Origin of the sequence: Bradyrhizobium sp. HKCCYLS3070 (assembly GCF_051167575.1) — a bacterium.
Classification (GTDB): domain Bacteria; phylum Pseudomonadota; class Alphaproteobacteria; order Rhizobiales; family Xanthobacteraceae; genus Bradyrhizobium.
On sequence record NZ_JBNPTI010000005.1, the window covers coordinates 1 to 23904 of the forward strand.

33 protein-coding genes are annotated in these 23904 nt (G+C 64.7%); 11 read left to right on the top strand and 22 right to left on the bottom strand.

The genetic code is table 11. The annotated features are described in order from the left end of the window. Positions 1-458: 458 nt before the first annotated feature. The 4 genes from ACQR03_RS17450 to ACQR03_RS17465 all read left to right on the top strand — a co-directional run bounded on the left by ACQR03_RS17450 (position 459) and on the right by ACQR03_RS17465 (position 5431). Positions 459-1013, top strand: coding sequence for a peroxiredoxin (locus tag ACQR03_RS17450; RefSeq protein WP_315713058.1), 555 nt, complete (start codon positions 459-461; stop codon positions 1011-1013). A 2-nt stretch (positions 1014-1015) separates the two neighbouring features. Beyond that, a complete protein-coding gene (locus tag ACQR03_RS17455; protein WP_315752870.1) occupies positions 1016-1561 on the top strand; it encodes a carboxymuconolactone decarboxylase family protein in 546 nt (181 codons plus the stop codon). Positions 1562-2064: 503 nt separating this feature from the next. Further along, positions 2065-2982 (top strand): sel1 repeat family protein, encoded by a 918-nt coding sequence (locus ACQR03_RS17460; protein WP_315752869.1) that lies wholly within the window; start codon positions 2065-2067, stop codon positions 2980-2982. A 103-nt stretch (positions 2983-3085) separates the two neighbouring features. Then, entirely contained in the window at positions 3086-5431 is a 2346-nt protein-coding gene (locus ACQR03_RS17465; RefSeq protein ID WP_316192886.1) for an ABC transporter substrate-binding protein, read from the top strand. A 13-nt stretch (positions 5432-5444) separates the two neighbouring features. Here the strand turns inward: ACQR03_RS17465 and modD are convergent, their stop codons facing one another. Beyond that, positions 5445-6320, bottom strand: coding sequence for a ModD protein (gene modD / locus ACQR03_RS17470; protein ID WP_316192885.1), 876 nt, complete (start codon positions 6318-6320; stop codon positions 5445-5447). Between the two features lie 73 nt (positions 6321-6393). Between modD and ACQR03_RS17475 the strand changes: the two genes are divergently transcribed. Then, complete coding sequence (locus ACQR03_RS17475) at positions 6394-6957, top strand: DUF2478 domain-containing protein (protein WP_315768941.1); 564 nt, start codon at positions 6394-6396, stop codon at positions 6955-6957. A gap of 27 nt (positions 6958-6984) precedes the next feature. Here the strand turns inward: ACQR03_RS17475 and ACQR03_RS17480 are convergent, their stop codons facing one another. The 11 genes from ACQR03_RS17480 to nifH all read right to left on the bottom strand — a co-directional run bounded on the left by ACQR03_RS17480 (position 6985) and on the right by nifH (position 16064). After that, positions 6985-7191 carry a TOBE domain-containing protein gene (locus tag ACQR03_RS17480; protein WP_315713067.1) on the bottom strand — a complete coding sequence of 69 codons (207 nt, stop codon included), beginning with the start codon at positions 7189-7191 and terminating at the stop codon, positions 6985-6987. 152 nt (positions 7192-7343) lie between these two features. After that, on the bottom strand, positions 7344-7640 hold the full coding sequence (locus ACQR03_RS17485) for a ferredoxin family protein (protein ID WP_172112536.1): 297 nt from the start codon (positions 7638-7640) through the stop codon (positions 7344-7346). Positions 7641-7681: 41 nt separating this feature from the next. Further along, entirely contained in the window at positions 7682-8989 is a 1308-nt protein-coding gene (locus ACQR03_RS17490; RefSeq protein WP_316192884.1) for an FAD-dependent monooxygenase, read from the bottom strand. A gap of 22 nt (positions 8990-9011) precedes the next feature. Further along, positions 9012-10118, bottom strand: coding sequence for an electron transfer flavoprotein subunit alpha/FixB family protein (locus ACQR03_RS17495; RefSeq protein ID WP_316192883.1), 1107 nt, complete (start codon positions 10116-10118; stop codon positions 9012-9014). Positions 10119-10154: 36 nt separating this feature from the next. Continuing rightward, positions 10155-11000: an electron transfer flavoprotein subunit beta/FixA family protein gene (locus ACQR03_RS17500; RefSeq protein WP_434841397.1), complete on the bottom strand. Its 846-nt coding sequence runs from the start codon at positions 10998-11000 to the stop codon at positions 10155-10157. A gap of 261 nt (positions 11001-11261) precedes the next feature. Beyond that, complete coding sequence (nifW, locus tag ACQR03_RS17505; RefSeq protein WP_316183885.1) at positions 11262-11600, bottom strand: nitrogenase stabilizing/protective protein NifW; 339 nt, start codon at positions 11598-11600, stop codon at positions 11262-11264. Beyond that, positions 11597-12388, bottom strand: coding sequence for a serine O-acetyltransferase (gene cysE, locus ACQR03_RS17510; RefSeq protein ID WP_315825159.1), 792 nt, complete (start codon positions 12386-12388; stop codon positions 11597-11599). The genes nifW and cysE overlap by 4 nt, the downstream gene beginning before the upstream one ends. Before the next feature lie 2 nt (positions 12389-12390). After that, on the bottom strand, positions 12391-13530 hold the full coding sequence (nifV, locus tag ACQR03_RS17515; protein WP_315752865.1) for a homocitrate synthase: 1140 nt from the start codon (positions 13528-13530) through the stop codon (positions 12391-12393). A gap of 316 nt (positions 13531-13846) precedes the next feature. Further along, positions 13847-14341: an iron response transcriptional regulator IrrA gene (gene irrA / locus ACQR03_RS17520; protein WP_315713082.1), complete on the bottom strand. Its 495-nt coding sequence runs from the start codon at positions 14339-14341 to the stop codon at positions 13847-13849. A 17-nt stretch (positions 14342-14358) separates the two neighbouring features. After that, positions 14359-15093, bottom strand: coding sequence for a nitrogen fixation protein NifQ (locus ACQR03_RS17525; RefSeq protein WP_315752864.1), 735 nt, complete (start codon positions 15091-15093; stop codon positions 14359-14361). A gap of 83 nt (positions 15094-15176) precedes the next feature. Next, positions 15177-16064: a nitrogenase iron protein gene (gene nifH / locus ACQR03_RS17530; protein ID WP_315713086.1), complete on the bottom strand. Its 888-nt coding sequence runs from the start codon at positions 16062-16064 to the stop codon at positions 15177-15179. Between the two features lie 419 nt (positions 16065-16483). Here nifH and ACQR03_RS17535 point away from each other — a divergent pair, with 419 nt between their 5' ends. Continuing rightward, positions 16484-16915 (top strand): response regulator transcription factor, encoded by a 432-nt coding sequence (locus tag ACQR03_RS17535; RefSeq protein WP_315713088.1) that lies wholly within the window; start codon positions 16484-16486, stop codon positions 16913-16915. Between the two features lies 1 nt (position 16916). Next, positions 16917-17336: an ArsC/Spx/MgsR family protein gene (locus tag ACQR03_RS17540; protein ID WP_315752863.1), complete on the top strand. Its 420-nt coding sequence runs from the start codon at positions 16917-16919 to the stop codon at positions 17334-17336. Positions 17337-17355: 19 nt separating this feature from the next. On the opposite strand, the gene ACQR03_RS17545 is transcribed toward ACQR03_RS17540, so the two are convergent. Genes ACQR03_RS17545 through ACQR03_RS17555 form a run of 3 tightly spaced genes read right to left on the bottom strand, consistent with a single transcriptional unit; the run spans position 17356 to position 18326 of the window. Then, a complete protein-coding gene (locus ACQR03_RS17545; protein WP_315752862.1) occupies positions 17356-17718 on the bottom strand; it encodes a (2Fe-2S) ferredoxin domain-containing protein in 363 nt (120 codons plus the stop codon). After that, on the bottom strand, positions 17715-18044 hold the full coding sequence (grxD, locus tag ACQR03_RS17550; RefSeq protein WP_315752861.1) for a Grx4 family monothiol glutaredoxin: 330 nt from the start codon (positions 18042-18044) through the stop codon (positions 17715-17717). Before grxD ends, ACQR03_RS17545 begins: the two co-directional genes overlap by 4 nt. 48 nt (positions 18045-18092) lie before the next feature. Then, the gene (locus ACQR03_RS17555) at positions 18093-18326 is read right to left on the bottom strand and encodes a BolA/IbaG family iron-sulfur metabolism protein (RefSeq protein WP_006609694.1); all 234 of its coding nucleotides are present in this window, start codon (positions 18324-18326) and stop codon (positions 18093-18095) included. A gap of 272 nt (positions 18327-18598) precedes the next feature. Here ACQR03_RS17555 and ACQR03_RS17560 point away from each other — a divergent pair, with 272 nt between their 5' ends. From ACQR03_RS17560 to ACQR03_RS17575, 4 genes are all read left to right on the top strand, one after another. Next, positions 18599-19090 (top strand): tetratricopeptide repeat protein, encoded by a 492-nt coding sequence (locus ACQR03_RS17560; RefSeq protein WP_316169744.1) that lies wholly within the window; start codon positions 18599-18601, stop codon positions 19088-19090. Between the two features lie 88 nt (positions 19091-19178). Next, positions 19179-19541: an iron-sulfur cluster assembly protein gene (locus ACQR03_RS17565; RefSeq protein WP_315752901.1), complete on the top strand. Its 363-nt coding sequence runs from the start codon at positions 19179-19181 to the stop codon at positions 19539-19541. Between the two features lie 36 nt (positions 19542-19577). Beyond that, a complete protein-coding gene (locus tag ACQR03_RS17570; protein WP_315752859.1) occupies positions 19578-20336 on the top strand; it encodes a dienelactone hydrolase family protein in 759 nt (252 codons plus the stop codon). Between the two features lie 26 nt (positions 20337-20362). Next, positions 20363-20605, top strand: coding sequence for a hypothetical protein (locus ACQR03_RS17575; RefSeq protein ID WP_315752858.1), 243 nt, complete (start codon positions 20363-20365; stop codon positions 20603-20605). Between the two features lie 259 nt (positions 20606-20864). Here the strand turns inward: ACQR03_RS17575 and ACQR03_RS17580 are convergent, their stop codons facing one another. Genes ACQR03_RS17580 through ACQR03_RS17610 form a run of 7 tightly spaced genes read right to left on the bottom strand, consistent with a single transcriptional unit; the run spans position 20865 to position 23896 of the window. Further along, on the bottom strand, positions 20865-21323 hold the full coding sequence (locus ACQR03_RS17580; protein ID WP_315752857.1) for a group II truncated hemoglobin: 459 nt from the start codon (positions 21321-21323) through the stop codon (positions 20865-20867). A gap of 16 nt (positions 21324-21339) precedes the next feature. After that, positions 21340-21507: a hypothetical protein gene (locus ACQR03_RS17585; protein ID WP_315752856.1), complete on the bottom strand. Its 168-nt coding sequence runs from the start codon at positions 21505-21507 to the stop codon at positions 21340-21342. Then, entirely contained in the window at positions 21504-21836 is a 333-nt protein-coding gene (locus tag ACQR03_RS17590) for a DUF6156 family protein (protein WP_315752855.1), read from the bottom strand. The genes ACQR03_RS17585 and ACQR03_RS17590 overlap by 4 nt, the downstream gene beginning before the upstream one ends. Before the next feature lie 13 nt (positions 21837-21849). Then, entirely contained in the window at positions 21850-22062 is a 213-nt protein-coding gene (locus tag ACQR03_RS17595; RefSeq protein WP_315752854.1) for a hypothetical protein, read from the bottom strand. Positions 22063-22074: 12 nt separating this feature from the next. Then, the gene (locus ACQR03_RS17600) at positions 22075-22383 is read right to left on the bottom strand and encodes a 2Fe-2S iron-sulfur cluster-binding protein (RefSeq protein WP_315752853.1); all 309 of its coding nucleotides are present in this window, start codon (positions 22381-22383) and stop codon (positions 22075-22077) included. Between the two features lie 35 nt (positions 22384-22418). Next, entirely contained in the window at positions 22419-23633 is a 1215-nt protein-coding gene (locus tag ACQR03_RS17605; protein ID WP_315752852.1) for a DegT/DnrJ/EryC1/StrS family aminotransferase, read from the bottom strand. Between the two features lie 2 nt (positions 23634-23635). Beyond that, complete coding sequence (locus ACQR03_RS17610; protein ID WP_315752851.1) at positions 23636-23896, bottom strand: hypothetical protein; 261 nt, start codon at positions 23894-23896, stop codon at positions 23636-23638. Between the last annotated feature and the right edge of the window lie 8 nt (positions 23897-23904).

Genomic DNA, 23904 nt, shown 5'->3' on the forward strand with positions numbered 1-23904 from the left:
CGCTCGCACCGCCCAACCGGGCAATCTCAACAGCTGGACCGAACTCAGGACTGGATAAAAGTTGGGGGCAAGGTCAAAACGTGCATCGCGACGAAGGCGATAATGTCAATTTTGCCACTTCGGCCGCACAAAGAAATTGCACGTCGGGCGTCGTCGAGACCGTCAACACGACGTCGCATGGCGCTTCGACCAAGCGGATATCAACCTCATTTTGCCGTGGCGACGACGCGCGCGCTCCGGCTGTCGTCGCTCGATGTCCGATCGCAATGTCACGAAGCCGACGCTCCAAGCCAGCTCCATCCAAAAGCTCCCCATCGCCACGGCCTCGCACTCGCAGCATGTTGCCGCCACGTGTCGGGTTTTCGACAATCCACTGATACTAAAAACGAATGGCATATCGCTTGCAATGCACAATGCGCCTCGCTATTGCAGCGCAATAATTTTCTTGGAGTGCCCCAATGCTCGGAATCGGAAGCAAGCTGCCATCGTTTGAAATCGTCGGCGTGAAACCCGGCTTTCATCTTCAGGAAGAGAAGGGCGAGAGCGCCTTCGAGACCCTGACCGAGACCAGCTTCCCTGGAAAGTGGAAGATCATCTTCTTCTATCCGAAGGATTTCACCTTCGTCTGCCCGACCGAGATCGCCGAGTTCGCGCGCCTGGCGAAGGATTTCGCGGACCGCGATGCCGTCGTGCTCGGCGGCTCGACCGACAACGAGTTCTGCAAGCTCGCCTGGCGCCGCGACCACAAGGATCTGCACAAGCTGCCGATCTGGCAATTCGCCGACACCAAGGGCGCATTGGTCGACGGCCTCGGCGTCCGCTCGCCCGACGGCGTCGCCTACCGCTACACCTTCATCGTCGATCCCGACAACACCATCCAGCACGTCTATGCGACCAACCTGAATGTCGGCCGCGCTCCGAAGGATACGCTGCGCGTCCTCGACGCGCTGCAGACCGACGAGCTCTGCCCGTGCAACCGCGAAGTCGGCGGCGAGACCCTGAAGGTCGCCTGATCATGTCGATCGAGCAGCTGAAGGACCAGATCCCGGACTTCGCCAAGGACGTCAGGCTCAACCTGTCGTCCATGGCCTCCGACGAGACGCTGTCGCCGCAGGCCAAATATGGCCTGTTCGTCGCCTGCGCGATTGCGACTCGCAATCCGAGCGTCGTGGCGGCGTTGGAATCGGTTGCGGCCGCGCGGCTGTCGCCCGCCGCTCTGGCGGCGGCGAAATCGGCCGCCGCGATCATGGCCATGAACAACGTCTACTACCGCTTCGTACACCTTGCCTCGAACAAGGAGTACGCGACGATGCCGGCCCGGCTGCGGATGAACGTCATCGCCAACCCCGGCGTCGCCAAGGCCGATTTCGAGCTGTGGTCGCTCGCGGTGTCCGCCATCAACGGCTGCGGCACGTGCATCGATTCGCACGAGAAGGTCCTGCAGGATGCGGGCGTGCCCGCGGCCACGATCCAGACCGCCGTGCGCTTTGCCGCCATCATCCAGTCGGTTGCCGTTGCGATCGAAGCCGCTGGTGTGTCCGTCGCGCTGGCGGCGGAATAAGAATCGATCGGATATGTGAATGCGGCCGGCATTGTCCGGCCGCATTTGTCTTTCGCCATTTCTCGCCTGAGTTGCAGAATTTCCCGGCGCGCCTGCAACTCCTCGGTCCGCTAAGCCCCTGACCTCGCGGCAAAGTCGAGATGGCTGCGGCATCCTGATACTCCAACCGATCTTTCCGCAAAGCGCAGAACTCGCCCCCGGTCTCGCGCATTGCGAGTAGTCACCGATGCGGCGCGCCGGGAAATTTCCATCAAATAGCCTTACCTACTCACCCTTCCCGACAAGAACATTGATCAGCTTAGGGACCAAGCAACATCGATTGTGACCAGGGCGCGCGAAAACAATGGCGTGCATGTCGGAAGGAAACCGGACCTGTCGGTCTCGACGGAAGCGTTGATGCAATGTCCCCGATGTCGCATCATGTGCGCTTCGGTTGGACCGCGCGCGCCCGACGTCCTGAAGCTATCTCCCACGACCCGTTCGTCGGAGACAGGAGGCTAGTGATGAGTGCTCCAGATCAGAACGATCCGGCGAAACCAGCGCCGCCCTGGGCGAACGAAGAGCTCCGCAGATATGCGCCGCGCCGCCGCCAGACGGAGGCCGGCCCGACGGCATTCGATCCGCCCGCCGACGGCATCCCCCTGCCGCATCATCTGGTGTCCCGGCCAAGCTCCCTGCCGGCCCGGCCAGCGGCCCTTGACCTCGACGATGAGGAGGCCCACCGTGCCTGGAGCGCGAAGCTCGATCCCGTGGTGATGCCCCTGCCGCCGGAGGATCCGGACAAATCGTTGCGGCTGAGTAGCATCATCAAGATCGGTGCCGCCGTCGGCATCGCGGCCTCCATCGCCATGATGGTGGTCAACATGGTCTCCTTCGACAACAGCGCAGCGACACCGGGTGGCAAGAGCCCGATCATGCCGACCGCCGTGCTGGAAAGCCTGGCCCAGATCGATCCTGCGGAAGCCAAGGTCGCCCAGGACGACCCGCCGCAGACGGTCGCCGCGCTCGCGGCTCCCAGCGGTACAGAACTGGCGATGCGGCCATGGCCCTCGACGCCGACGTCGCCAGCGCCAGCCGCGGCAGCACCGGCGGTCTCGCCCCCCTCCGCTGCGCTCCCGATGGCCTCGCCTCGCCCGACCGTTCCGCTGCCGCGAGACGAGGTCGATGCGCTGATGAAGCGCGGACGCGACCTGCTCGCCGCGGGCGACGTCGCCAGCGCGCGCCTGATCCTGACGCGGCTTTCCGACGCCGGAATTGCGGACGCCTCCCTTCTGCTCGCGCGCACCTATGACCCGGCCGAACTGACGAAATCGCGGTTGCTCGGTGCTGTTCCCGACGCAGCCAAGGCGCGTACCTGGTATCTCAGGGCTGCGGAGCAAGGATCGCCGGAAGCCAGCCGACGCATCTCGGCTGCGCGCTAACGCATAAATCTCGAAGCGCTCGAGACGCGACCCGGACCGCTCCCTGCGAGACGGGCGGCCGCGATCTGCTGCGCCCGAGAACCAAATATCGATGGGAGGACTGATGATGCACGGCATCCATGCTGCAGTTCGCGCCGGCTTGGCCGCCAGATGGAGCCGACGTCGCAGACCACGGGATGCAAAGATCAGCCCCCCTCGAGCAGCCGCATGCCTCGCCCTGGCTCTGTCCGCTCCGCTGGCGCTGACCGGACATCAAGCGGTCGCCGCGGACAACGAGATCCGCATCGGCAACACCATGCCCTACAGCGGCCCGGCTCTCGCCTATGGCGTCATCGGCAAGACGATCGCGGCCTACTTCAACAAGATCAATGCCGAGGGCGGCATCAACGGCCGGCGCGTCAACTTCATTTCCTACGATGACGGCTATGCGCCGCAGAGGACGGTGGAGATGACGCGCAAGCTCGTCGAGGAGGACAACGTCCTGCTGATGTTTGCGAGCCTGGGCACGGCTCCCAACCTGGCGGTGCGCCCTTATCTCAACGCCAACAAAGTCCCGCAATTGTTCGTGGCATCCGGCTCCTCGCAATGGGACCAGCCGCACGACTTTCCGTGGACCATGGGCTTTCAGCCGAGCTACCAGGCCGAGGCGCACGTCTATGCCCAGTACCTGCTGGAGACCCACAGCCGCGGCAAGATCGCAATTCTCTATCAGGACGACGATTTCGGAAGGGATTACGTCAAGGGATTGAAGGACGGCCTGGGCGGCAAGCTCCCGATCGTGGCGGAAGCCGGCTACAAGGTCACCGACGCCAACGTCAATCAGCAGATCGCCACGCTGAAGGCCTCCGGCGCCGACATCTTCTTCGACGTGACCACGCCCAAATTCGCCGTGATGGCGATCCGCCGCGCGGCCGAGCTCGGCTGGCGTCCGGACCACATCATCTCGACGGTCTCGGAATCGGTGTCCGCCGTGATGCAGCCGGCCGGCCTGCAGAATGCCGAAGGCATCCTGTCCGCGGGCTATTACTACGAGGGCGAGGAGGCCGCGGCTGCAGGCGATCCATCCTACCGCGAATGGTCCGCCTTCATGGACCGCTATCTGCCGGACGTACCGAGGAGCAATGGTCTTGCGACCTTCGGCTACCTCGCGGCAAACGCGATGGTCGCAGTGCTGCGGAGTTGCGGCGACGACCTGTCGCGCGACAATATCATGAAGCAGGCGGCATCCCTGAAAAGCCTCAAATTGCCGATGCTGACGCCCGGCATCACCGTCAACACCAGCCCCCATGATCACGCGCCGCTGGAGCAGATGCAGATGATGCAGTTCACCGGCGGCAAGTGGCAGCGCTTCGGTCCGGTCCGGAGCGGTATCGATCCCGGCAGCGTCAGCGATTCCTTCAAGACCATCTTCCGTTACGGCACGGCGAAGCGCGATCTGGCCAACCAGCTGAATGCCAATACCGTCACCCTGATGACCGGCTCGTTCGGCAGCACCTACGCCAATATGGGCGCGGACCTCGCATCCGCGCTCGACAAGGGGACGGAGCTGCGCATCCTTCCCGTGATCGGCCGCGGCTCGGTGCAATCGGTCGCCGACATCCTGCTGCTGCGCGGCGTCGACGCCGGCATCATCCGGAAGGACACCCTGGCCTTTCTCGAGCGCAAGGACTTCGCCAACAACATCCGCGAACAACTGGTCTATGTCACCAAGCTGTTCAACGAGGAGATGCACGTGCTGGCGCCGAGATCGATCGCCAGCCTGAGCGAGCTCGACGGCAAGACCATCGCCGTCGACCTGCCCGACGGCGGCACCTTCGTCACCTCGATCAACGTGTTCGAGCGCCTCGGGATCAGGCCGCATCTGCTCTATATCGAGCCGCGGCTGGCGCTGGACATGCTGCGCAAGGGCGACATCGACGCCATCATCACGGTCGAGGGCAAGCCGGTGCAATGGCTGAGCCAGGTCAGCGATCCCAATCTGCATCTGGTGCCCGTCGACTACGACAAGGCTCTGCACGACGACTATCTGCCGGCGCAATTGTCCGCCGAGGACTATCCGAACCTCGTCGGCGCCTCGGCGCCGGTGAACACGATCGCGGCCGAGGCCGTGCTGGCGTCGTTCAACTGGCCGGCCGGGAGCGACCGTCACCGCCGGCTGTCTCTGCTGGTCGAGGCCTTCTTCAGCAACATGCAGGCGCTGCAACGGCCACCATACCACCCGAAATGGCAGGAGGTGGCGCCGCTGGCGCCGATCGCGGGCTGGACAAGATTCAAGACGGCGCAGGACTGGCTCGATCGCAATACACCGCCCGCCCAGATGCTGGGAGCGAACGCACAGGCCAACGATCTGCAGGCCAGCGGCGTATCGGCCGATCCCCGGCTGTTCCGTGAATTCATGGAATGGCGAGCCAACCGCCAGAAGCGCGCCGCTCCGCGGCACCCACAGTAGCCGGGTCGTGCGGTCAAGCCGCGGCCGAGGCAGGGCTGATCCGCACCTGCACGTCGCAGGGACGCGCGAGGTAGGGCGCCGAGGTGACCAGCACGTCCGCCCCCGCCGCAGCATAGGCTGCGGCGTTCTGCGCATTCACGCCACCCGCGGCCGCAATGATTGGTCGCCGCGGCAGCGCCGCGCTGATGGCGATACGCTCGGTCAGCGCAGCGATCTCGGCAGGCGGAAATTTCTCGGCCTGGATGACGTCGAAGCCGGCCACGGCGGCGGCGACGGCCTGCTCGACCGTGGTGACCTCGATCACGAGCCGCTTCTCCGGCGCGCTCCGCCGCAACCGCTCGGCGACATCGGCAAGCGGCGCATCGCCGAGAAACGCCCGGTGTTCCGGAAACACCAGCACCGACTCCGACAGGCCGAGCCGATGCATCACCGCGCCACCCGCCTTCACCGCGGCAACGGCGAACGGCTTGGTTCCGGGGACGTTCTTGCGCGTGCAGGCGACCACAATGCCAGGCCTGATCGCGCGCGCCGCGCCGACGATCGCAGCCGCCCCGGTGGCGACGCCTGACCAGATCTCGATGAGCGTCTGCGCCACCTTCCAGCTCCGCAACAGGCCGGCCGCCGTGCCCTCTGCACGGAGGATCGGAGCCCCCTCCTCCAGCACCGTTCCGCTGCCGGCGAACAATTCGACATGGCAGCCCGTGAGCTCGATCAAGGCCGCCGCGTCCTCGGCCAGGGCCAATACCATGCGGCCGCGCGCAGCGAAGTGCATCAGGCCCGGCTCGGCGCCGATCCCGAGCGTCTCCGTCGTCAGGTCGCCATAGGGGACATCGTCGCGGAGCAGCGCTTCCAGATCATGGTGCGTAGCGGTGGTCGGCGCGCGCGACATCTGCTCTTTCTCCACAGGCTGCATCCTCTATATAAACCCTGGTCGCCGCCCGCCCCCGATCGCCAGGCCCCGCATGATCCCGCACGATCTTCCTGCTTCCGCTGAGCCCAATCAGCCCCGTCTCGCCGCCATTCTCTACGGACCGGGCGACGACGCCGATGCCTTGCTGGACGCCTTTGCCCAGGAGCTGCTGCAACGGGGCGTCCGCGTCGGCGGCATCGTTCAGCGCAATACGAGAGACGAAGTCGGCAAGAAAAGCGGAATGGACGTGATCGATCTCGCCAATGGCGACACGATCTCGATCTGTCAGGACCTCGGCACCGGATCGACGGCCTGCAAGCTCGACACCGCGGGCCTTGCCGAAGCCGGCATGGCCGTTCACCGCGCCATCGCGGCCCATGCCGACCTCATCGTGATCAACAAGTTCTCCAAGCAGGAGGCTTCCGGAAGCGGGTTGCGCGGCGAGCTGGCCGACGCAATCACGTCGGGGATTCCGGTGCTGACGGCCGTGCCGCAGAAATGCATCGACGACTGGCGGACCTTTGCGGGCGATTTCGGCACGCTGCTCCAGCCGTCGCTTTCCGCGATGGAAACCTGGTGGCTCGACCTGCGCGCGCGACAGGCGTCGCGCGGCTGATCGGCGCAGCAATTCGGCGCCACGCTCCTATTTGCCGATCATCACATCCGACGACTTGATGACGGCGGAGACGCTGTCGCCGACGGCAAGTGCGAGTTCGTCCACCGCCTCGTTGGTGATCGCCGAGAAGACTGTCAGTCCCGGGGCGAGCTCCACCTTGACGTGGGCGGTGGTCGTTCCCTTTTCAACCGAGATGATTCGTCCCGGTAAGACATTTCGTGCGCTCAGCTTCACGTGCTGTTCCTCATCCGTTGCAGCCTCGTTGCTGCTGCTCAATGTAAACAGAACGCGTGCCAGAACTCAATGACCTATATCAAACACAATACAGGATTGATGATCCGGCGCTGCGTTTGCGGCACCCCGTCGACCGGCGTGATCTGACGGCGTCAGCCGAACTTGAACAGCACGCCATAGCCGCCGCGCGGATAGCTCCACTCGATGTCGCCGCTGGCCTCGCCGATGACCCGGCAGGTGCCGCATTCGATGCAGCCGTCCACCGTGATCTCGACCTGGCCCTTGTCGTTGAGCTCGTAGCAGCGTGCCGGGCAGGCCTTGAGAAGCGCCTTCAACTGCGGCGTCGGCGTGGTATGCGGACGGACCTTGATATGGGCCCGGCCGGGATCGACCTGATAGCGATTGTAGAACAGCTTGTCTTCGACCCTGACTGCGACGTCCGTGCTCATGTCTGATCTCCCTCGCCTGAGCTGTTTCGTTCATTCACCAATCATCGCCACGCCCGAGCAAACCTGAAGGCGTCGCCGAACAGGCCGGTCCATGACCTTGCATTCACGAAGGAGCGCACGGTGCTGCTTTCCTTCTCCTTCTTCGGCGTGCCGTCGACGCGCACGAAGTTCTGCATCGCCTTGGAGACAAGCTGCGGATAGGTCAGGAAGAAGTTCTGCGACTGGTTGTGCAGCAGCGCCGGCATGTCCTTGTATTTCTTCAGATCCTTGATGACGAAGGAGTCCTCCAGCATCTTCTTGTAGAGCGCGAGGTTCGCTTTCGTCATCGGATCGCGGCGCGACTTGACCTGGAAGATCGCCTCGGCGGCGATGCGGCCGGAGGTCATCGCGAGATTGGAGCCCTCGCGATGAATCGCATTGTTGAGCTGTGCGGCGTCGCCGACCACCACCCAGCCGTCGCCGCAGAGTTCGGGAATCGCGTTGTAGCCGCCCTCGGGAATCAGGTGCGCCGAGTACTCCTTGACTTCCGACCCCTCGATCAGCGGCGCCACCGACGGATGCTGCTTGAACCGCTCGAGCAGGCCGTAGGGCGTCTCGCCGGTCTTCTGGAAGTCGGAGACGAGGCAGCCGATGCCGAGCGAAATGCACTCCTTGTTGGAATAGATGAAGCCCATGCCGGTCATGCCGCGGGAAATCGTGCCGACGGCCTCGATGACGGCCCCTTCGTCGCCCTTCAGGTTGAAGCGCGCCTCGATCGTTTCGCGCGGCAGGAAGTGCATCTCCTTGACCGCGAGAGCGACGTTCTCCGGCTTCGGCCGCTCGCGCAGGCCGGCGCGGGTTCCGAGCAGGCCGTTGACGCCCTCGGCCAGCACGACGACGTCGGCATGGATCTCACCATCGCGCCGATCGGTTCTGACGCCGATCACCTTGCCATAGGCATCCTGCGCGAGCTCGGTCACGGTGGTCTCGCACAGCACGGTGGCGCCAGCCTCCTTGACCTTGGACGAGAACCATTTGTCGAACTGGGCGCGGATGATCGTGTAACGGTTCGGCTTTTCCTCGTTGAAGTCGTCCGACTTGTAGTGCAGGCCGACATGCGACTTGTCGTCGAGCATCCAGAAGCGCTGCTCGACCAGATGGCGTTCCAGCGGCGCTTCCTCGCGGAAGTCCGGAATCAGCTTCTCCAGCATGTCGGCGTAGAGGATCGCGCCCTGCACGTTCTTGGAGCCGGAATACTCGCCGCGCTCGAGCTGCAGCACCTTCATGCCGCGCTTGGCCATGGTCAGCGCAGCCGCATTACCGGCCATGCCGGCACCCACGACGATCGCGTCGAAACGTTCCTCGATCATTGCCCTGCTCCCTCTCTGGTGCCTAGCTTGCGATGCGATCGCGCGAATGCGGCGACAGACGCGCGCGGAATGCCTCCGTCAGCGCGGGCAGCAGCCGGATCGCATCGGTGACGATGCCGACATGCGCGAAGTCGAAGATCGGCGCGTTCTTGTCGGTGTTGATGGCAACGATCAGGTCGGCGCCCTCGACACCGACCCGATGCTGGATCGCGCCGGAGATGCCCGCGGCGATGTAGAGCTTGGGCCGAATGGTCTTGCCGGTCTGGCCGATCTGGCGATCCGAGGTCACCCAGCCCTTCTGCACCAGCGGCCGCGAGCAGCCGAAGTCGGCGCCGAGCACCGCGGCGAGCCCCTTGACGAGCTGGAAGTTCTCCGGCGAGCCAAGCCCGAGCCCGCCCGCCACGACGATGTCGGCATAGGCGAGATTGGACTTGGCGGAATCGCGATCCGGAATGAAGGACAGCACCTTGGTGACGATGTCCTCCTCGACGAGACCGAGCTTGTGCTCGATGATGCGACTGGCGGGTTTCTCGACGCGGTCCGGCATCGGCATCACGCGCGGGCGGACGGTGGCCATCTGCGGCCGATAGTTCAGCGTGTAGATCGTGCAGAGCAACGAGCCGCCGAAGGTCGGACGCGTCGCGGCCAGCGAGCCGTCGGCATCGACGTCGAGCTCGGTGCAGTCGGCGGTCAGACCCGTGAGCAGCGTTGTCGCGACGGAGCCGGCGAGGTCGCGGCCGAGCGTGGTGGCGCCGAGCAGCAGGATCTCCGGCTTGAAGGTGTTGACGACGTCGGTCAGCGCCTTGGTGTAGGCTTCGTTGCGATAGTCGGCGAGAACGCCGTCCGCGACGATGTAGGCGAGGTCGGCGCCATAGCAGAACGACTCCGCGGCAGCGTGCTGCACGGCTTCTCCGGGAGGACCGATCACGACGGCCGCGAGATCGACCTTCAGCTTGTCGGCGAGCTTGCGTCCGGCGCCCATCAGCTCCCAGGATACCGGGTGGACCTGGCCGCGCTCCTGCTCGATGAACACCCAGACGTGCTTGTAGGCCTTGAAATGCTCGGGCAGCTCCTTCTTGGTCGCGGCGCGACCGGCTGCGGCGGGCGGTGCTTTGGTGGGTTCGCTCATGATCGTCGTCCCTTGGTCCGTCAAAAGCCGTCTGGATCAGAAGCCGTGCGCTGACGTCGTCAGCTCGGCTTCGAGCTTCGGCTGCCGCTTGAACAATTCCTCGATCAGCGCGTCGGCCGGTGCGCGGTTCGAGAAGTCGACCATGGTTGCCTTCTCCGCCCGGGGGGACGGCGCGAAGACCCGCTTCACGATGGTCGGCGAGCCCTTCAGGCCGCACTTCGAGATGTCCTCGACGCCGGCGTCCTTGGCGCTCCAGGTGACGATCTGAGCGCGCACCGCACGGAGCGCATCGGCCATGGCGCCGCGGCGGATCTCGTTGGTCGCCTCGAGCATCGTCACCAGGCATGGCAGCTTGGTCTTCAGCACTTGAACGCCCCCCTCGGAGCGGCGCTCGGCTTCGATCGTGCGCGCGACAGGATCGACCTCGCGGATCTTCGCCACATAGGTCAGTTGCAGCAGGCCCAGCCGCTTGGCGATGCCCGGGCCGACCTGCGCGGTGTCGCCGTCGATCGTCTGCTTGCCGGTGAACACGATGTCGGGCGCGCCAAAGGTCTCGCTGACCTTGCGAATGGCTGTCGCCAGCGCATAGGTGGTCGCCAGCGTATCGGCGCCAGCGAAGAAGCGATCGGTCAGCAGCACGGCGCGGTCGGCGCCGTAGGTCAGCGCCCGGCGCAGCGAGTCCTCGGCGGACGGCGGTCCCATGGTCAGCACCGTCACTTCGCCGCCGAACTTGTCGCGCAGTTGCAGCGCCGCCTCGAGCGCGAACAGATCGTAGGGGTTGATGATGGTTGGCACACCCTGGCGCATGATGGTGTTGGTCACCGGATGAACGCGGATCTGCGCGGAGTCCGGAACCTGCTTGATGCAGACGACGATATGCATGCGATCACTCCGGGTGTGTAGTCCTGCGATCAGGACAGCAATTGTCGTACCAGTTTCGGCCGCGATGATTATCGGCACGGATTCAACACCTTGGCGCATGAACCCGATCTGCTTCTGAAAACTCGCCGACGAGGTCCGACACGTCGCAAGCAACACGCGTCGGGAATGCGACAGGAACTTGAAAGCGCACGGCTCGCCTGAAAGCAGAAGCGCCGCCAGTCGTGCCGGCGGCGCTGGTGGGAGCGATCGTCAGTTCATGCGCTACTTGAGCGTCGTCAGCGACACGAACGGCTTTGGAGCCGGCTTCGGCGGCGCCACCGCCTCCTTGAGCACCTTGAACACCCGCTGATCGAGCGGCGTCGAGACGAGGAAGTCCTGATAGGCCCGCTCCAGGAACGATTTGCAGCGGGCTGCGACGTCCTCACTGGAAGCGCCGGAGAAGTCCTCGCTGACGAGGTACTGCCCCATCCGGCGGAGGATATGCAGCCGGCAGACGTTGAGCACCTTGGGATCGTAGTCGACACCGAGCAGCTTGAAGAACTCCTCGGCCGCGGAGGTCTTCTTCAGTTCGTCCAGAACGTTCGGCGTTGCCGCAGTCATTGCTTTGCTCCTTGACTCGAAATCGGATCAACCTCGCAGAGAGAGGTCGGCGCCGGAGGCGGCGGTCCCTGACGCATCCTCTGCCTGGTGTGAGCGAGCTGCGCCTCGAGGAATTCGATCCGGTCCAGCATCACGGAAAGGGCTTCACCGACCGGATCAGGCATCAAATGATGGTCCAGATCGATCCGTCCGACGGTCCGCCGATGGGTGAACTCAGGCCGCACCACCTTGGCGGGGATCCCGACCACCGTGACGTCGGGCGGCGTGCTCTGGATGACGACGGAGTTGGCACCGACGCGGGTCCGCGGACCGATGGTGATCGGTCCGAGAATCTTGGCGCCGGCGCCGACGACGACACCGCTGTCCAGCGTCGGATGCCGCTTGCCTGGCGACCACGACGTACCTCCCAGGGTGACGCCGTGATACAACGTGACATCGTCGCCGACCTCCGCGGTCTCGCCGATCACGACGCAGGCGCCATGATCGATGAAGAAGCGGCGGCCGATTTCGGCGCCCGGATGAATGTCGACATTCGACAGGAAACGTCCGAGCCACGACAACAAGCGCGCCGGAAAACGCCAGCCGCGGATCCACAGCCGATGCGCCAGGCGGTGCCAGATCAGCGCGTGAATGCCGGGATAGGTCAGCAGTGTCTCGATTTCGCTGCGCGCCGCCGGATCGCGCGAGCGGACACACGCAATGTCCTCGCGGATCAGGCGAAGCAGCGAAGGCCGGCTCGCCTCGACGACGATCGGCTCTGCAATGGGGGTATCGACGATGTCGCTCATGATCAGGCAAAGCTCGCCAGCGGGTGATCGCAGACTTCGCGCCAGATGGCCGCAACGGCCTCCTTCGGCACCGGCCCCTTGTGAGCGACGGCATGCCTGCGCACCCGCGCCAGGATGCGCTGGGCCTGGTCGGCGCTCGCCGGCAGCCGCAAATCCGACAGCAACGAGGTGATCGCCGACAGCCCGGAATGCTTCCCGATCACGATCCGATTGGAGCGGCCGAACAGTACCGGATCGAGCGCCTGGTAGGTGTGCTGATCCTTCAGCAGGCCGTCGACGTGAATGCCGGATTCATGGGTGAAGACGTGCTCGCCGACGATGGCCTTGTTGAGTGGAATGGCGCGTGCCGCGGCGGCCGCCACGACATTGGCGACGTGATCGAGCTCGGCCAGCACGATGCCGGTCTCGCGCCGGTAGAGCTGCCGCAGCGCGACCGCGACCTCTTCCAGCGGGGCATTGCCGGCACGCTCGCCGAGGCCGATCACGGTGACCGACGCATGGGTCGCGCCCGCCTTGACCGCCGCCAGCGTGTTGGCGGTGGCAAGACCGAGATCGTCATGGCCGTGAAACTCGATCTCCAGGTCCGTGGTCGCACGCAAGGCGCCGACCAGGGCTGACGTCGCGTCGGGATCGAGCACGCTCAGTGTATCGGCGACGCGGAAGCGTCGGGCACCGAGCGACTTCGCGGTCGCGATCACCTCGGCGAGAAAGCCGACATCGGCGCGCGACGAATCCTCACCGCCGACGGCAACGGCCAGTCCGCGGCTTCGCGCATAGCCGACCACGCGCTTGAGCAGCTCCAGCGCGGCGCTGCGGCTGCCGCCGAGCTTGGCGGCGATCTGCACGTCGGATGTCGGGATGGAGACATTCACCATCGAGACGCCGGCCGCGATCGCCGCATCGACATCCGCCTCGCGCATCCGGCACCAGCCGATGATGGTCGCGGGCAGACCGGCCTCGACGATCGCCCTGATCGCCGCGATCTCGTCGGCCCCCATCGCCGGCGTGCCGGCCTCGATCTCGGGAACGCCGGCACGGGCGAGCGCACGAGCGATCGCGACCTTCTCTCCGAGGGCGAAGGCGACGCCCGGCGCCTGTTCGCCGTCGCGGAGCGTGGTATCGTTGAGGATGACCCGGGGCATCGGGCTCCCCGAGGCTGTGCCCCCGTGGGCAGAGCCGGCATCTCGGGCATTCCTAGACCCGCGCTGTCCGGAGACGTCTGGCATTCACTCGCTCCGTCGCAACCTGTGTGCGGCCGCCAGAAGCACGACGCTCCATTGCGGCCTGCCATTCACTCAGCAACGGCCATGCCACCGCCGGACACCACGCCAATCAATTGATTATCCAATTGTTTTTCCATTGCCCCGGATTGTCGGATTCGTAACAGCGTCGGACATCGAACGTCGACGCAGAGAGACATGCCCGCGCAGCGCCAAGCCGCGGCGACCTGCGCTGCCGTCAGGCGTGACGCCTGCGGCGCAGATGAATGACGATGTCGATCCGCTCCATGCCATAACCCGGCAGCGGCTCGGGCATCTGCTCGAACGCGACCTGTCCGGGCACATCGACGAGCGCGCCTTCGTCCTCGTAGAAGAAGTGCGGGTGCACGGTCGTATTGGTGTCGAAGAACGATTTCGAGCCGTCCACGCCAATTTGGCGCAGCAGGCCCAGCTCCACGAACTGGTTGAGCGTGTTGTAGATGGTGGCCTGCGAGATCTTCATGCCCGAAGCAACGGCTGCGGCATAGAGCGCGTCGGCGGTGATGTGGCGGTCACCGCCGCCGAACAGAATCCGGCTCAGTTGCTGACGCTGCTGGGTGGGGCGCAACCCGGCCCGGCGCAGCGCGTCCTCGCATCGACGCATCAGGATCTCGCCAGCTTCGCAGGTCTCCGCCTGAGGACAACGTCCGCCGTCGGAGTTGCACGGGGATCCAAGCTGGCTGTCCATCAACATCGTCACGGTCCTCGAACTCACATCGCGGCGCCCGCCGCCTCCCGCAGCGCCACCTCGCGCCGCCGTTCGGCCATCCGGCTCTCGCCGCTCTCCTCGCCGAAGCAGAGCTGGAAGTCGTTGCACTGAGTACAGACCGGCGTCGTGCACATCACGAAGCCATCATCCTCGCACAGCATGCGGTAGAAGAAGCGCTTCCAGCGCATGTTGCTGGTGTTGCGGCTCGCCAACGGCGCGAAGTGGCGCATCAGCAGGCGCGACAATTCGGAGCGCTCGCGCAGGCCCAGGTCTTCCCAGAGATGGTTGGGCTCCATCGCGCGACGCGCCACCATGGCCGCGAGCCAGCGGCCGACCTCGCCGTCCGTGGAGCGCTGCGCGGCGAGCAGATCGCGCACCATCGTGATTTCGTCCTCGTCCGGCGCGGCCGCGGCCCCGGTGATCGGCAGCCATGAGGAGTCGATCGAGGCTGCCGGAAACAACTGCGCCAGCAGTGCGATCAGTTCGACGGTCGAAAGCCCCGCGCGCTCCGCCAGCGCGCCATGCTCCATCGCTGAAACGGCGAGAACCGATGCGATGACGTGACGATCGAAACCGATGTCACTGTCGATCAGCGCCTCGTCGGGATCGACGCCGGTCAGCAGGCGGTAAATCTGGCGGCCGTGATGCCGCGCGTTCTCTTCGCAGGAGCCGCTGCGCGGCGACGGTTGCAGGCCGGCAGCGACGGACTCCGAGACGCCCACGATTGCGATGGTCATAGCTTGATCCCCTGCCGCGCGCCGACGGGACATGCGATGAGGTACCGGCCTTCCGACGGGAGGAAGGCCGGTACCAAGACTGCTTAAGCCGTTGCGGCGAGTTCGGCGGCAGTCTTTCCGATCTGGGTTTCGTCGACGGCCTTCATGATGCCGTGCTCCATCAGCATGTCCTCGAGCTCGTCCATCGTGATCGGGGTCGGGATGATGCCCTTGCCGCCGTTGTTGTGGATCTTCTGCGCCAGCGAGCGGTAGTGCCCGGCCTGGACGGAATCCGGCGCATATTCCAGCACGGTCATGCGGCGCAGCTCGGCGTGCTGCACGATGTTGTCGCGCGGCACGAAGTAGATCAGCTGAGTACCGAGCTTCTTGGCGAGAGCCTCCGCCAGCTCCAGCTCCTTGTCGGTCTGACGCTCGTTGCAGACCAGGCCGCCCAGGCGCACGCCGCCGGAATTTGCATATTTCAGAATGCCCTTGGAGATGTTGTTGGCGGCATACATCGCCATCATCTCGCCGGACATCACGATGTAGATCTCCTGCGCCTTGTTCTCGCGGATCGGCATCGCGAAGCCGCCGCACACGACGTCGCCGAGCACGTCGTAGGACACGTAGTCGATGTCCTCGTAGGCGCCGTTCTCTTCCAGGAAGTTGATCGAGGTGATGACGCCGCGGCCGGCGCAGCCGACGCCCGGCTCCGGACCGCCGGACTCGACGCAGCGGATGTCGCGATAGCCGACCTTCATGACCTCTTCGATCTCAAGGTCCTCGACGCTGCCGGCGGCAGCGGCCAGGCTCAGGATCGTGTCCTGCGCCTTGGCGTGCAGGATCAGGCGGGTCGAATCCGCCTTGGGGTCGCAGCCGACGATCAGGATCCGATGACCCATCTCGGCGAGCGCCGCGAGCGTGTTCTGCGACGTCGTCGATTTGCCGATGCCGCCCTTGCCGTAGAATGCGATTTGTCGAAGTGATGACATTCTGCTCTCCATCAACCGATTGCCAATGTCGCGCCCGCGCTGCTCGCGAGGCGTGACCGCGTCCTCTGTGTGTCCGAACCGGCAGACGGGTTGTTGGGAAGGAGAGCATCGCTCGTCCGGAGCGTCGGCGTGCACTCAGCCCTCAACCATTGCCTGAACCCGGTTTTGCAACGGCTGTGCCAGCACGCGCACAGGGCCAAAACGATCATGTTTTAAAGGAGATGCGGAGCAATCCGGGCGCGATTGCGAGTTGTTGCAAACCCGACATCGGAATGCTTCGCAAGATGCGACGACGCGCGGCGCTGTCCGAAACGACACAACAGCGGTAGCTTTTCAGCCGGGCGGTGCCCGGAACGAGATTTGCTAGATCCCCTCTGCAGCCCTGCGGCACAGACGCTGACAACGTTGAGGAGGATGCAATGCAGATCGGAGTGGAGACGGCCAAGGCAGTGGACCAGCGGCGCGTGTTCGTGATCGACGACGACGAGATCACGCGCGCGGCCCTGCAGTTCATGTTGCACGATGAAATCGAGACCCACGAATTGGCGACGCCGGAGGAGGCGTACGAGAAGGGCGTCGACTGGCTGGCACCGAACGTGGTGCTGCTCGGGGTTTCCTTCCTGAAGCAACGCGGCCCCGAGCTCGTCCGCGAGATCCTGGCGAAGTTCAAGGGCGTGCGCATTCTGATCGTGACCGCCAAGGCCGACGAGGCGATCGCGATCGAAGGTCTCAAGGCCGGCGCGCATGGCGCCGTGGTCAAGCCGCTCACGATCGAGGCGGTGCGCAAGAAGGTCGACACCATTCTCGGCCGCGCCGGCGGCGCGCAGCTGGTCCAGCTCGGCGGCGCCTGACGTGACGACCGTCGTCTTCTACGAGAAGCCGGGCTGCGGCACCAACGCCCGGCAGAAGCTGATGCTGACGCGAGCAGGCCACGATGTCATCGCCAGGAACCTCTTGACCGAACCCTGGACGGGCGAGAGGCTGCGCACATATTTCGCCGGGACCCCCGTCTGGGCCTGGTTCAATCCGGCCTCGCCGCGCGTGAGATCGGGAGAGATCGAGCCAGAGACGATCGAAGCCGTCGCGGCCATCGACCTGATGCTCGAGGATCCGCTGCTGATCCGCCGGCCATTGATCGAAGCCGGCGGCCGGTGCTGCGCCGGCTTCGATCGTGAACCCGTCATCTTGCTGCTTCGGCAGGGCGACGGTCTGGAGGATGTCCAGGGCTGCACGCGTCCGGATGGGTCGACACCTTGTCCGGAGCCGCGTTGAGCGGCTCCATTCTGCAAGCTCAGCGCTTCAACACCATGACCAGGCGATCGACACGCTTGCCCTGCTTGAAGTGGGATTCGACGATCTCGTCGATATCCTCCGGCTTGGTCGGTCGATACCAGACGCCGTCCGGATAGACCACCATCATCGGTCCGGCGCTGCAGAAGCCGAAGCAGCCGGCGGCGGTGACGCCGATATCCGTCAACCGCTGCGCCTCGATGGTCTTGGTCAGCCGGTCCCACAGCGGCTGCACGCCGAGCGCGCCGCAGCTGCCGCGCGGATGCCCGGGCGGGCGCTGCGTCAGGCAGACGAAGGCGTGATGTTTGTAGAGCTGCGGAATCTCGAATGCGTCATCCGCCTCGGCGACATCGGCATCGCTCATGACGCAGACGCCTTGATGCCCTTGTCGGCGAGCAGGGTCGCGAGCTCACCGGCCTGGAACATCTCGCGCACGATGTCGCAGCCGCCGACGAATTCGCCCTTCACATAGAGCTGCGGAATGGTCGGCCAGTTGGAGAACTCCTTGATGCCCTCGCGGATGAAGGGATCGGCGAGCACGTTGACGCTCTCGTAGGCCACGTCGAGCTTGGCCAGGATCTGTGCCACCGCGGCGGAGAAGCCGCATTGCGGCGCCGCCGGCACGCCCTTCATGAACAGCACGATGTCATTGCTGTCGATCAGCTTCTGAATGCGTTCGGATGTCGACATAGACTGGATCCTTTCCCTGAATGCGACCGATCAGCCCGGCCGCAACGATCATTTCGGCAATGACGTCTCGAGCGCCAGCGCATGCAGCACGCCGCCCATCTGGCCCTTGAGAGCCGAATAGACCATCTGATGCTGTTGCACCCGGCTCTTCCCGGCGAAAGCCTGTGAGGTGACGCGCGCCGAATAATGGTCGCCATCGCCCGCCAGATCCTCGATCACGACGACGGCATCCGGGAACGCCTCCTTGATCAGACGCTCGATGTCCGTTGCTGCCATCGCCATCGCTGCCACTCCCGCTGGATTGATGAAGGCCTCATGCAAGCTCCGAACCAGTGATTTGCTCGCCGCAATCGCCGTCTCGCCGGCATCTGACGACGCGTCCACGCCAATTCGCCAAGCGTTGCGTCGTCTTTGCGACATCGGCCGCGGCGGAGCGAAGAGGCGACGTGCAAAATCCAACATCGGCCCGCTCTTCCGCCCGCCTCGTACCGGCTCCGGCGCTGCTGCACCCGCGCGAAAACGGTCCGCGTCTTGCAGTGATTTGATCGAGGTCAATGCAGATGCTCGAACTCGTCAGCGAACCCGACACGATCAACTTCGGCGATCTGCCGCAAGAGATCGATGCGCTTTTGCAACAGGGCGTGGCGGCGTATCGCCGCGACCACGCGCAGGCGGATCGGCTGTTTCGCCAGGCGCTGGCGGCCGCTCCGCAGCAGCTTCCGACCTACTTCTGTCTGTACAAGATTCACACCTATCAAGGCCATCTCGACGAGGCAGAGGCGGTCGCCGAGCTGGGCCTTGCGGAAGCGGCGCGCCAGGCCGGCTGGCCACGGGATTGGCGGCACTGGACGCCGCATGATCCGCTGCCGGATGGCGCCGGCCGCTTCGCGCTCTACACGCTGAAGGCCCTAGCCTTCATCCATCTGCGCAAGACTGATTCCGACGGAGCAGCCGAAATGCTCGCGGCGCTGCGGCGACTCGATCCCACCGGCGCCGTCGGATGGCCGGTCGTCGCCGCGCTGGCCGAGGGGCTCGGTTCGGAATGAGGCGACGCCATGCATGAGCGAAACATGACTCGAATTCCAACGACCATCCCCCGGTGCGAACCAGGATCATGAGAGGAACCAACGCATGATGACCATGCACGCCCCGCCCCCTCCTTCCCCGGCGCAGAACGCCGTAGCGACCGGCTCCCAGAGTGCAGCCGAGAGCGTGATTGCAGCGTTGCGAACGGTCTATGACCCGGAGATTCCGGTGAACGTCTACGATCTCGGGCTGGTCTATCGAATCGCGCACGAGGGCGGCGGCGCGGTCGAGATCGACATGACCCTGACGGCGCCCGGCTGTCCGGTCGCAAGCGAGATCGTCCGAATGGTGGAGGACGCCGTACAGGCCGTCGACGGTGTGGTGTCGGTCAAGGTCACCCTTGTCTTCGAGCCGCCATGGGACAAGTCGCGCATGTCCGAAGAGACCGCCCTGGAGCTGGGTTTGTTGTAACGCGCGCCAACCGCGCAACGGAAGCAGGAGCATCACATGCCTACGGCGAGCACGATCAAGCTGACCGCCAGCGACGGCCATACCTTTCAGGCGTTTCGTGCCGATCCCGCCGACGCGCCAAAGGGGGCGATCGTCGTCCTGCCGGACGGCGCCGACGCTGCCGGCAAACTACGCAAGGTCGCCGATACTTTCGCCGCGAGCGGCTATGTCGTGATCGCGCCGGAGCTGTCGCCTCCCACCGCGATCGAAGCGGCAACGGAGGGCGAGCCGGCCGAGAGCGTGCCGGATCCGGCAGCACCGCTGCTCGCCGAGATCCAGTCAACGGTCGACAGCGTCAAGGACTGCGGCAAGGTGGCGGTGGTCGGCTTCGGCGCCGGGGGCGGTCTCGCCTATGACGCGGCCAACCGCGTCTCCGGCGTGGCCTGCGCAGTGAGCTACTACGCGACCGGTGTCGTCAACGCGGCCGGCGCCAAGCGCAAGATTCCGACGCTGCTCCATTTCGGCGAGGCCGACATCGTCGTGCCGTTCGCGGAGGTGACCATGTTCCGCGCCTATCATCCCGAGGTCAGCGCGTTCTCCTATCCGAATGCCGCGCATGCGTTCGACGGTGACGGCGAGACCTATGATGAATCTGCAGCTACGCTGGCACATGACCGGACCCTGGCGTGGATCTCGCAATATGTCGTCGGGCAGCCGCCGATCACGCTGAAGAACGCCGGCGCCTATGCGCTCGCCAAGACCGACAAGAAAAAGAAGAAGAAAGCCGACGACGACATGGGACCGCTGGCCGATTGACAATCCGATGGAGTGAGAGCACCGCGATGCTGCCGACCACCATCCTGATCGACGAGCGGCCACGTTGCGTCGTGCGCCCCAACGACACCAAGGATCTCAACCGCTTCATCCGCAACGGCAAGCCTTTTCTGCTTGCCGAGGTGCCGGACGGCAGAATCACGCATCGCAATGCCAGCGAGGTCGAGATGATGCAATGGCAGAACGCCCTGGCGCTGCACCGCGCCTGGGGCGGCGACGACGAGACCTTCTTCGGCGTGCCGTTGTATTAGCTGGATTGCGTAAGGTCGGCAAAGGCGCCACGGACGGCAGTGAATTGCACCGTCGGAAGATCGCCGTGCCCACCTTTCTGGTCCATCTTTTTCTGGTCCATCTTGCAGGCGAGACCGCCGGTGGGCGCGTTTCGCTTGGTCCAGCCTACGTGTCACGCCCTCTCCGTCATTGCGAGCGCAGCGAAGCAAGCCAGGGTAACGCGGGCGACTCTGGATTGCTTCGTCGCCTTCGTCTCCTCGCGATGACGTCACCGCAGGCTCACGGCCGCGCGGCCCGAGCATCGTGCGGGTTGCCGGCGTGGTTGCGCATCCAGTCGGCGAGCTTGGTCATGGCGGCGTCGACATCCTGACGGGCCTTGACGTCGCTGACAGTCTCCTCGAGCGCGCCGCGCATGCACAGCAGCCAGGCGTCGCGCTCGGCATTGCCGATGGCAAAGCCCATGTGACGCTGGCGCAGCCGCGGATGGCCCTTCTCGGGCGAATAAAGCTTGGGGCCGCCCAGCCATTCGGAGAGATAGCGCTTCAGGATGTGCTTGATCGGCCCGAGATTGCGGCCGTGCATGTCGCGGATGCCCTTGGCCTCCGGCAGCGTATCCATTCGGTGGTAGAAGGATTCGACGAGACGGTCCACGACAACCGCTCCGCCGATCCGCTCATAGGGGGTCGCGACCGGCCCTGCGTCCGGAGTTCCGGTCTCTGAAGTCCCAGCGTCCGCCATCCGACCAGTCCGCCCTCTACTCATCCAAGCTCGGCTGCAGGATCACCTCGGCCGGAGCGCCCGGGCCCTGCTCGTCCACAAGCTGAAGCGCATCGACACGCGACAATCCGCCGCCGCTGTCCATCAGCACGATAGCGTCCTTCGGCATGCTGGCAAGAGCCTCGATCAGCTTGGCGACAGTCACGAGGCCTCCTTCACCGACGCATCCTGACCGGCGATGGGCGCGCCGGTCTCGTCAAAATTCAGCGTCACCGGATCCTCGTCGAGCATGACGATCTCGGCCCGGCTCAACGCCCCGCTGGCATGGTAGCTGTAGCTGTGCGTGAGCTCGATCTCGCCATAGACGATCTTTTCGAATCCGGTCAGCACGCCCGCGGCATCGAAATAGCCGCGGATGAACGTGTTGCGGTTCGACAGCTGCTCCGGCGCAATCGCAGTCACCAGCCGCAGCGGCAGCTTGACGCCCGTGTAGGAGACGAAGAATCGGCACGCCTGTCCCGCATCGGTGCTCATGCTGCCAACCGCGTCACGAAACAGCCGCGGTCTTCAGGGCCTCGATCTGCTCACGAGCCACCTTGAACACGCCGCGGCCGCCGGCGAAGGTCTGATAGGCCTTCATGCCGATGGCCTCGCTGAGCTTGTCGAACCACTGCTGCGGCGTCAGCTCGACCGGCCGCTCGCTGATCTCGGCGACCGTGCCATCATTGGCAAAGCGGACATGAAGCGTCAATTTGTCCATGTGATCCTCCTGTTACAGGCCCGAGCCGAAGCCCAGGAGTTCGATCTTGACGTTCTCGGTGCCAAGAATGGTCGCCTGACAGGCGAGCCGCGACTTCGAGCCGACGCCGACGATGGTGTCGAGCTTCTCGTTCTCCAGCTTGGTGACCTTCGACACGCCCTTGCGTCCCTCCTGCAGGAAGATGTGGCAGGAACCGCACTTTGCCTGGCCCTCGCATTTGTGCGGGATCTCGACCTCGGCGCCGAGCAGCGCTGCCAGAATGGTGGTGCCCTCGCCCACCTCGATCGTCTTGCCGGAGGGCATTACCGTCAATGTCGCCACTTGGATTCTCCTTTTCGGTTTGAACTTAGAACTTCTCAGTAGATCGCGGCGCCCGCCCCGACATTGACCGAGGCGTCCTTCATGGTCGCGACGATGAAGGCGATCTGATCCGTGGTGAGATGAACGTGGAACGGCAGGGCCACCACACGATCGGCGACCTTCTCGGTCACGAGATAATCGCCTCGGCGATAGCCCATGTCGAAATAATGCCGCTGCAGATGCAGGGGATTCGAATAGGCCACGGCCTCGACCTGTTCGACCCTGAGATCCTCGACGATCGAATCCCGGCTCGACTTCGAGAACCGCGTGCCCAGATGCACCTGGTAGAGAAACCAGTTCACCTCGGTGACATCGGGCCCGACATAGGGGTCCTTGATGCCCTCGAACGACTGCACCTCGCTGTAATAGATCTGCTCGATCAGCTTGCGCCGCTCGAGGATCTCGTCGATCCGCCGCAATTGCGCCAACCCGAGCGCGGCGGTCACGTCGCTCATCACCGCCTGGTGCGACGCGCTGCTGCTGACCACGACCGATGCGCGCTCGTCGAGCCGGTGCGAACGGTGCCGACGCACGGCCACAGCGATGTCGACGTCGTCGGTGACGACCATGCCACCCTCACCACAGGTGAGCGCGAAAGGCTGCGAGAAATCGAACACCGCGGCCGCACCGAATGTACCGACCAGCGCCCCCTTATATTTCGAGCCGATGGCCTCGGTCGAATCCTCGATGACAGGCAGATTGCGGGTCTTCGCGATCGCCTGCAGCTCCGACCATTTGGCCGGATGGCCGTTGGTGTTGCCGGCCAGGATCGCCTTTGTCCGCTCCGTGATGCGCGCCTCGATCTTGCTCGGCGCCAGCGTGCCCGAGTAGTAATCTATATCCGCAAACACCGGCTTGGCGCCGACAATGCTGATGGCATGCGCGATCTCGCGGAACGAATACGACGACGTGATCACCTCGTCGCCCGATCCGATGCCCATCGCTTTCAGGACCAGGACCAGGCCAAGCGTTCCGCTCGGGACGGCAATGGCGTATCTGCGCCCGAGATAGCTTGCGAATGCCGCCTCGAACTCCTCGACCAGCGGACCGCAGGACAGCCGCGGCGAGCGCAGCGCCGCGTCCACGGCGGCAATCTCCGCCGTGGTAATGTCGGGATCAGAGAGCGGAATGAAGCTCGCCTCGACCGGCGTAAGCTCCGCTTCATCCTGCTCCTGCCGATCGGCGTCATGCACCAGATAGGGCTTGGTCATGCTCAGCTCCGCTTGGCCAGGATCAGGCCGGTGGCTTTGGCAAGGTCATCGGTCACACCCGCGCAGTGGTCGCTGGCGTCGAGCAGATGCAGGTCGAATGCCGGATAGCTGCGGAACGGCGCTTCCGTGACATCGGACGCGTCACAACGTGTCAGTACCAGCCTTGGAAAGCGGCGGCGCAGCTCGCCGAAGGCCGCGCTGCCGGCGTCGGGTCGCTCGAGGACCTGCGCGATCTCATTCAATTCCTGTTCGGCCAATGCCACGTCACCCG

What these genes read in the sequence shown, in the direction of transcription:
- ACQR03_RS17450 (WP_315713058.1), top strand. Translation starts at nt 459, where the DNA reads ATGCTCGGAATCGGAAGCAAGCTGCCATCGTTTGAAATCGTCGGCGTG.
- ACQR03_RS17455 (WP_315752870.1), top strand. Translation starts at nt 1,016, where the DNA reads ATGTCGATCGAGCAGCTGAAGGACCAGATCCCGGACTTCGCCAAGGAC.
- ACQR03_RS17460 (WP_315752869.1), top strand. Translation starts at nt 2,065, where the DNA reads ATGAGTGCTCCAGATCAGAACGATCCGGCGAAACCAGCGCCGCCCTGG.
- ACQR03_RS17465 (WP_316192886.1), top strand. Translation starts at nt 3,086, where the DNA reads ATGATGCACGGCATCCATGCTGCAGTTCGCGCCGGCTTGGCCGCCAGA.
- modD (WP_316192885.1), bottom strand. Translation starts at nt 6,320, where the DNA reads ATGTCGCGCGCGCCGACCACCGCTACGCACCATGATCTGGAAGCGCTG.
- ACQR03_RS17475 (WP_315768941.1), top strand. Translation starts at nt 6,394, where the DNA reads ATGATCCCGCACGATCTTCCTGCTTCCGCTGAGCCCAATCAGCCCCGT.
- ACQR03_RS17485 (WP_172112536.1), bottom strand. Translation starts at nt 7,640, where the DNA reads ATGAGCACGGACGTCGCAGTCAGGGTCGAAGACAAGCTGTTCTACAAT.
- ACQR03_RS17490 (WP_316192884.1), bottom strand. Translation starts at nt 8,989, where the DNA reads ATGATCGAGGAACGTTTCGACGCGATCGTCGTGGGTGCCGGCATGGCC.
- ACQR03_RS17495 (WP_316192883.1), bottom strand. Translation starts at nt 10,118, where the DNA reads ATGAGCGAACCCACCAAAGCACCGCCCGCCGCAGCCGGTCGCGCCGCG.
- ACQR03_RS17500 (WP_434841397.1), bottom strand. Translation starts at nt 11,000, where the DNA reads ATGCATATCGTCGTCTGCATCAAGCAGGTTCCGGACTCCGCGCAGATC.
- nifW (WP_316183885.1), bottom strand. Translation starts at nt 11,600, where the DNA reads ATGACTGCGGCAACGCCGAACGTTCTGGACGAACTGAAGAAGACCTCC.
- cysE (WP_315825159.1), bottom strand. Translation starts at nt 12,388, where the DNA reads ATGAGCGACATCGTCGATACCCCCATTGCAGAGCCGATCGTCGTCGAG.
- nifV (WP_315752865.1), bottom strand. Translation starts at nt 13,530, where the DNA reads ATGCCCCGGGTCATCCTCAACGATACCACGCTCCGCGACGGCGAACAG.
- irrA (WP_315713082.1), bottom strand. Translation starts at nt 14,341, where the DNA reads ATGTTGATGGACAGCCAGCTTGGATCCCCGTGCAACTCCGACGGCGGA.
- ACQR03_RS17525 (WP_315752864.1), bottom strand. Translation starts at nt 15,093, where the DNA reads ATGACCATCGCAATCGTGGGCGTCTCGGAGTCCGTCGCTGCCGGCCTG.
- nifH (WP_315713086.1), bottom strand. Translation starts at nt 16,064, where the DNA reads ATGTCATCACTTCGACAAATCGCATTCTACGGCAAGGGCGGCATCGGC.
- ACQR03_RS17535 (WP_315713088.1), top strand. Translation starts at nt 16,484, where the DNA reads ATGCAGATCGGAGTGGAGACGGCCAAGGCAGTGGACCAGCGGCGCGTG.
- ACQR03_RS17545 (WP_315752862.1), bottom strand. Translation starts at nt 17,718, where the DNA reads ATGAGCGATGCCGATGTCGCCGAGGCGGATGACGCATTCGAGATTCCG.
- grxD (WP_315752861.1), bottom strand. Translation starts at nt 18,044, where the DNA reads ATGTCGACATCCGAACGCATTCAGAAGCTGATCGACAGCAATGACATC.
- ACQR03_RS17555 (WP_006609694.1), bottom strand. Translation starts at nt 18,326, where the DNA reads ATGGCGATGGCAGCAACGGACATCGAGCGTCTGATCAAGGAGGCGTTC.
- ACQR03_RS17560 (WP_316169744.1), top strand. Translation starts at nt 18,599, where the DNA reads ATGCAGATGCTCGAACTCGTCAGCGAACCCGACACGATCAACTTCGGC.
- ACQR03_RS17565 (WP_315752901.1), top strand. Translation starts at nt 19,179, where the DNA reads ATGACCATGCACGCCCCGCCCCCTCCTTCCCCGGCGCAGAACGCCGTA.
- ACQR03_RS17570 (WP_315752859.1), top strand. Translation starts at nt 19,578, where the DNA reads ATGCCTACGGCGAGCACGATCAAGCTGACCGCCAGCGACGGCCATACC.
- ACQR03_RS17575 (WP_315752858.1), top strand. Translation starts at nt 20,363, where the DNA reads ATGCTGCCGACCACCATCCTGATCGACGAGCGGCCACGTTGCGTCGTG.
- ACQR03_RS17580 (WP_315752857.1), bottom strand. Translation starts at nt 21,323, where the DNA reads ATGGCGGACGCTGGGACTTCAGAGACCGGAACTCCGGACGCAGGGCCG.
- ACQR03_RS17590 (WP_315752855.1), bottom strand. Translation starts at nt 21,836, where the DNA reads ATGAGCACCGATGCGGGACAGGCGTGCCGATTCTTCGTCTCCTACACG.
- ACQR03_RS17595 (WP_315752854.1), bottom strand. Translation starts at nt 22,062, where the DNA reads ATGGACAAATTGACGCTTCATGTCCGCTTTGCCAATGATGGCACGGTC.
- ACQR03_RS17605 (WP_315752852.1), bottom strand. Translation starts at nt 23,633, where the DNA reads ATGACCAAGCCCTATCTGGTGCATGACGCCGATCGGCAGGAGCAGGAT.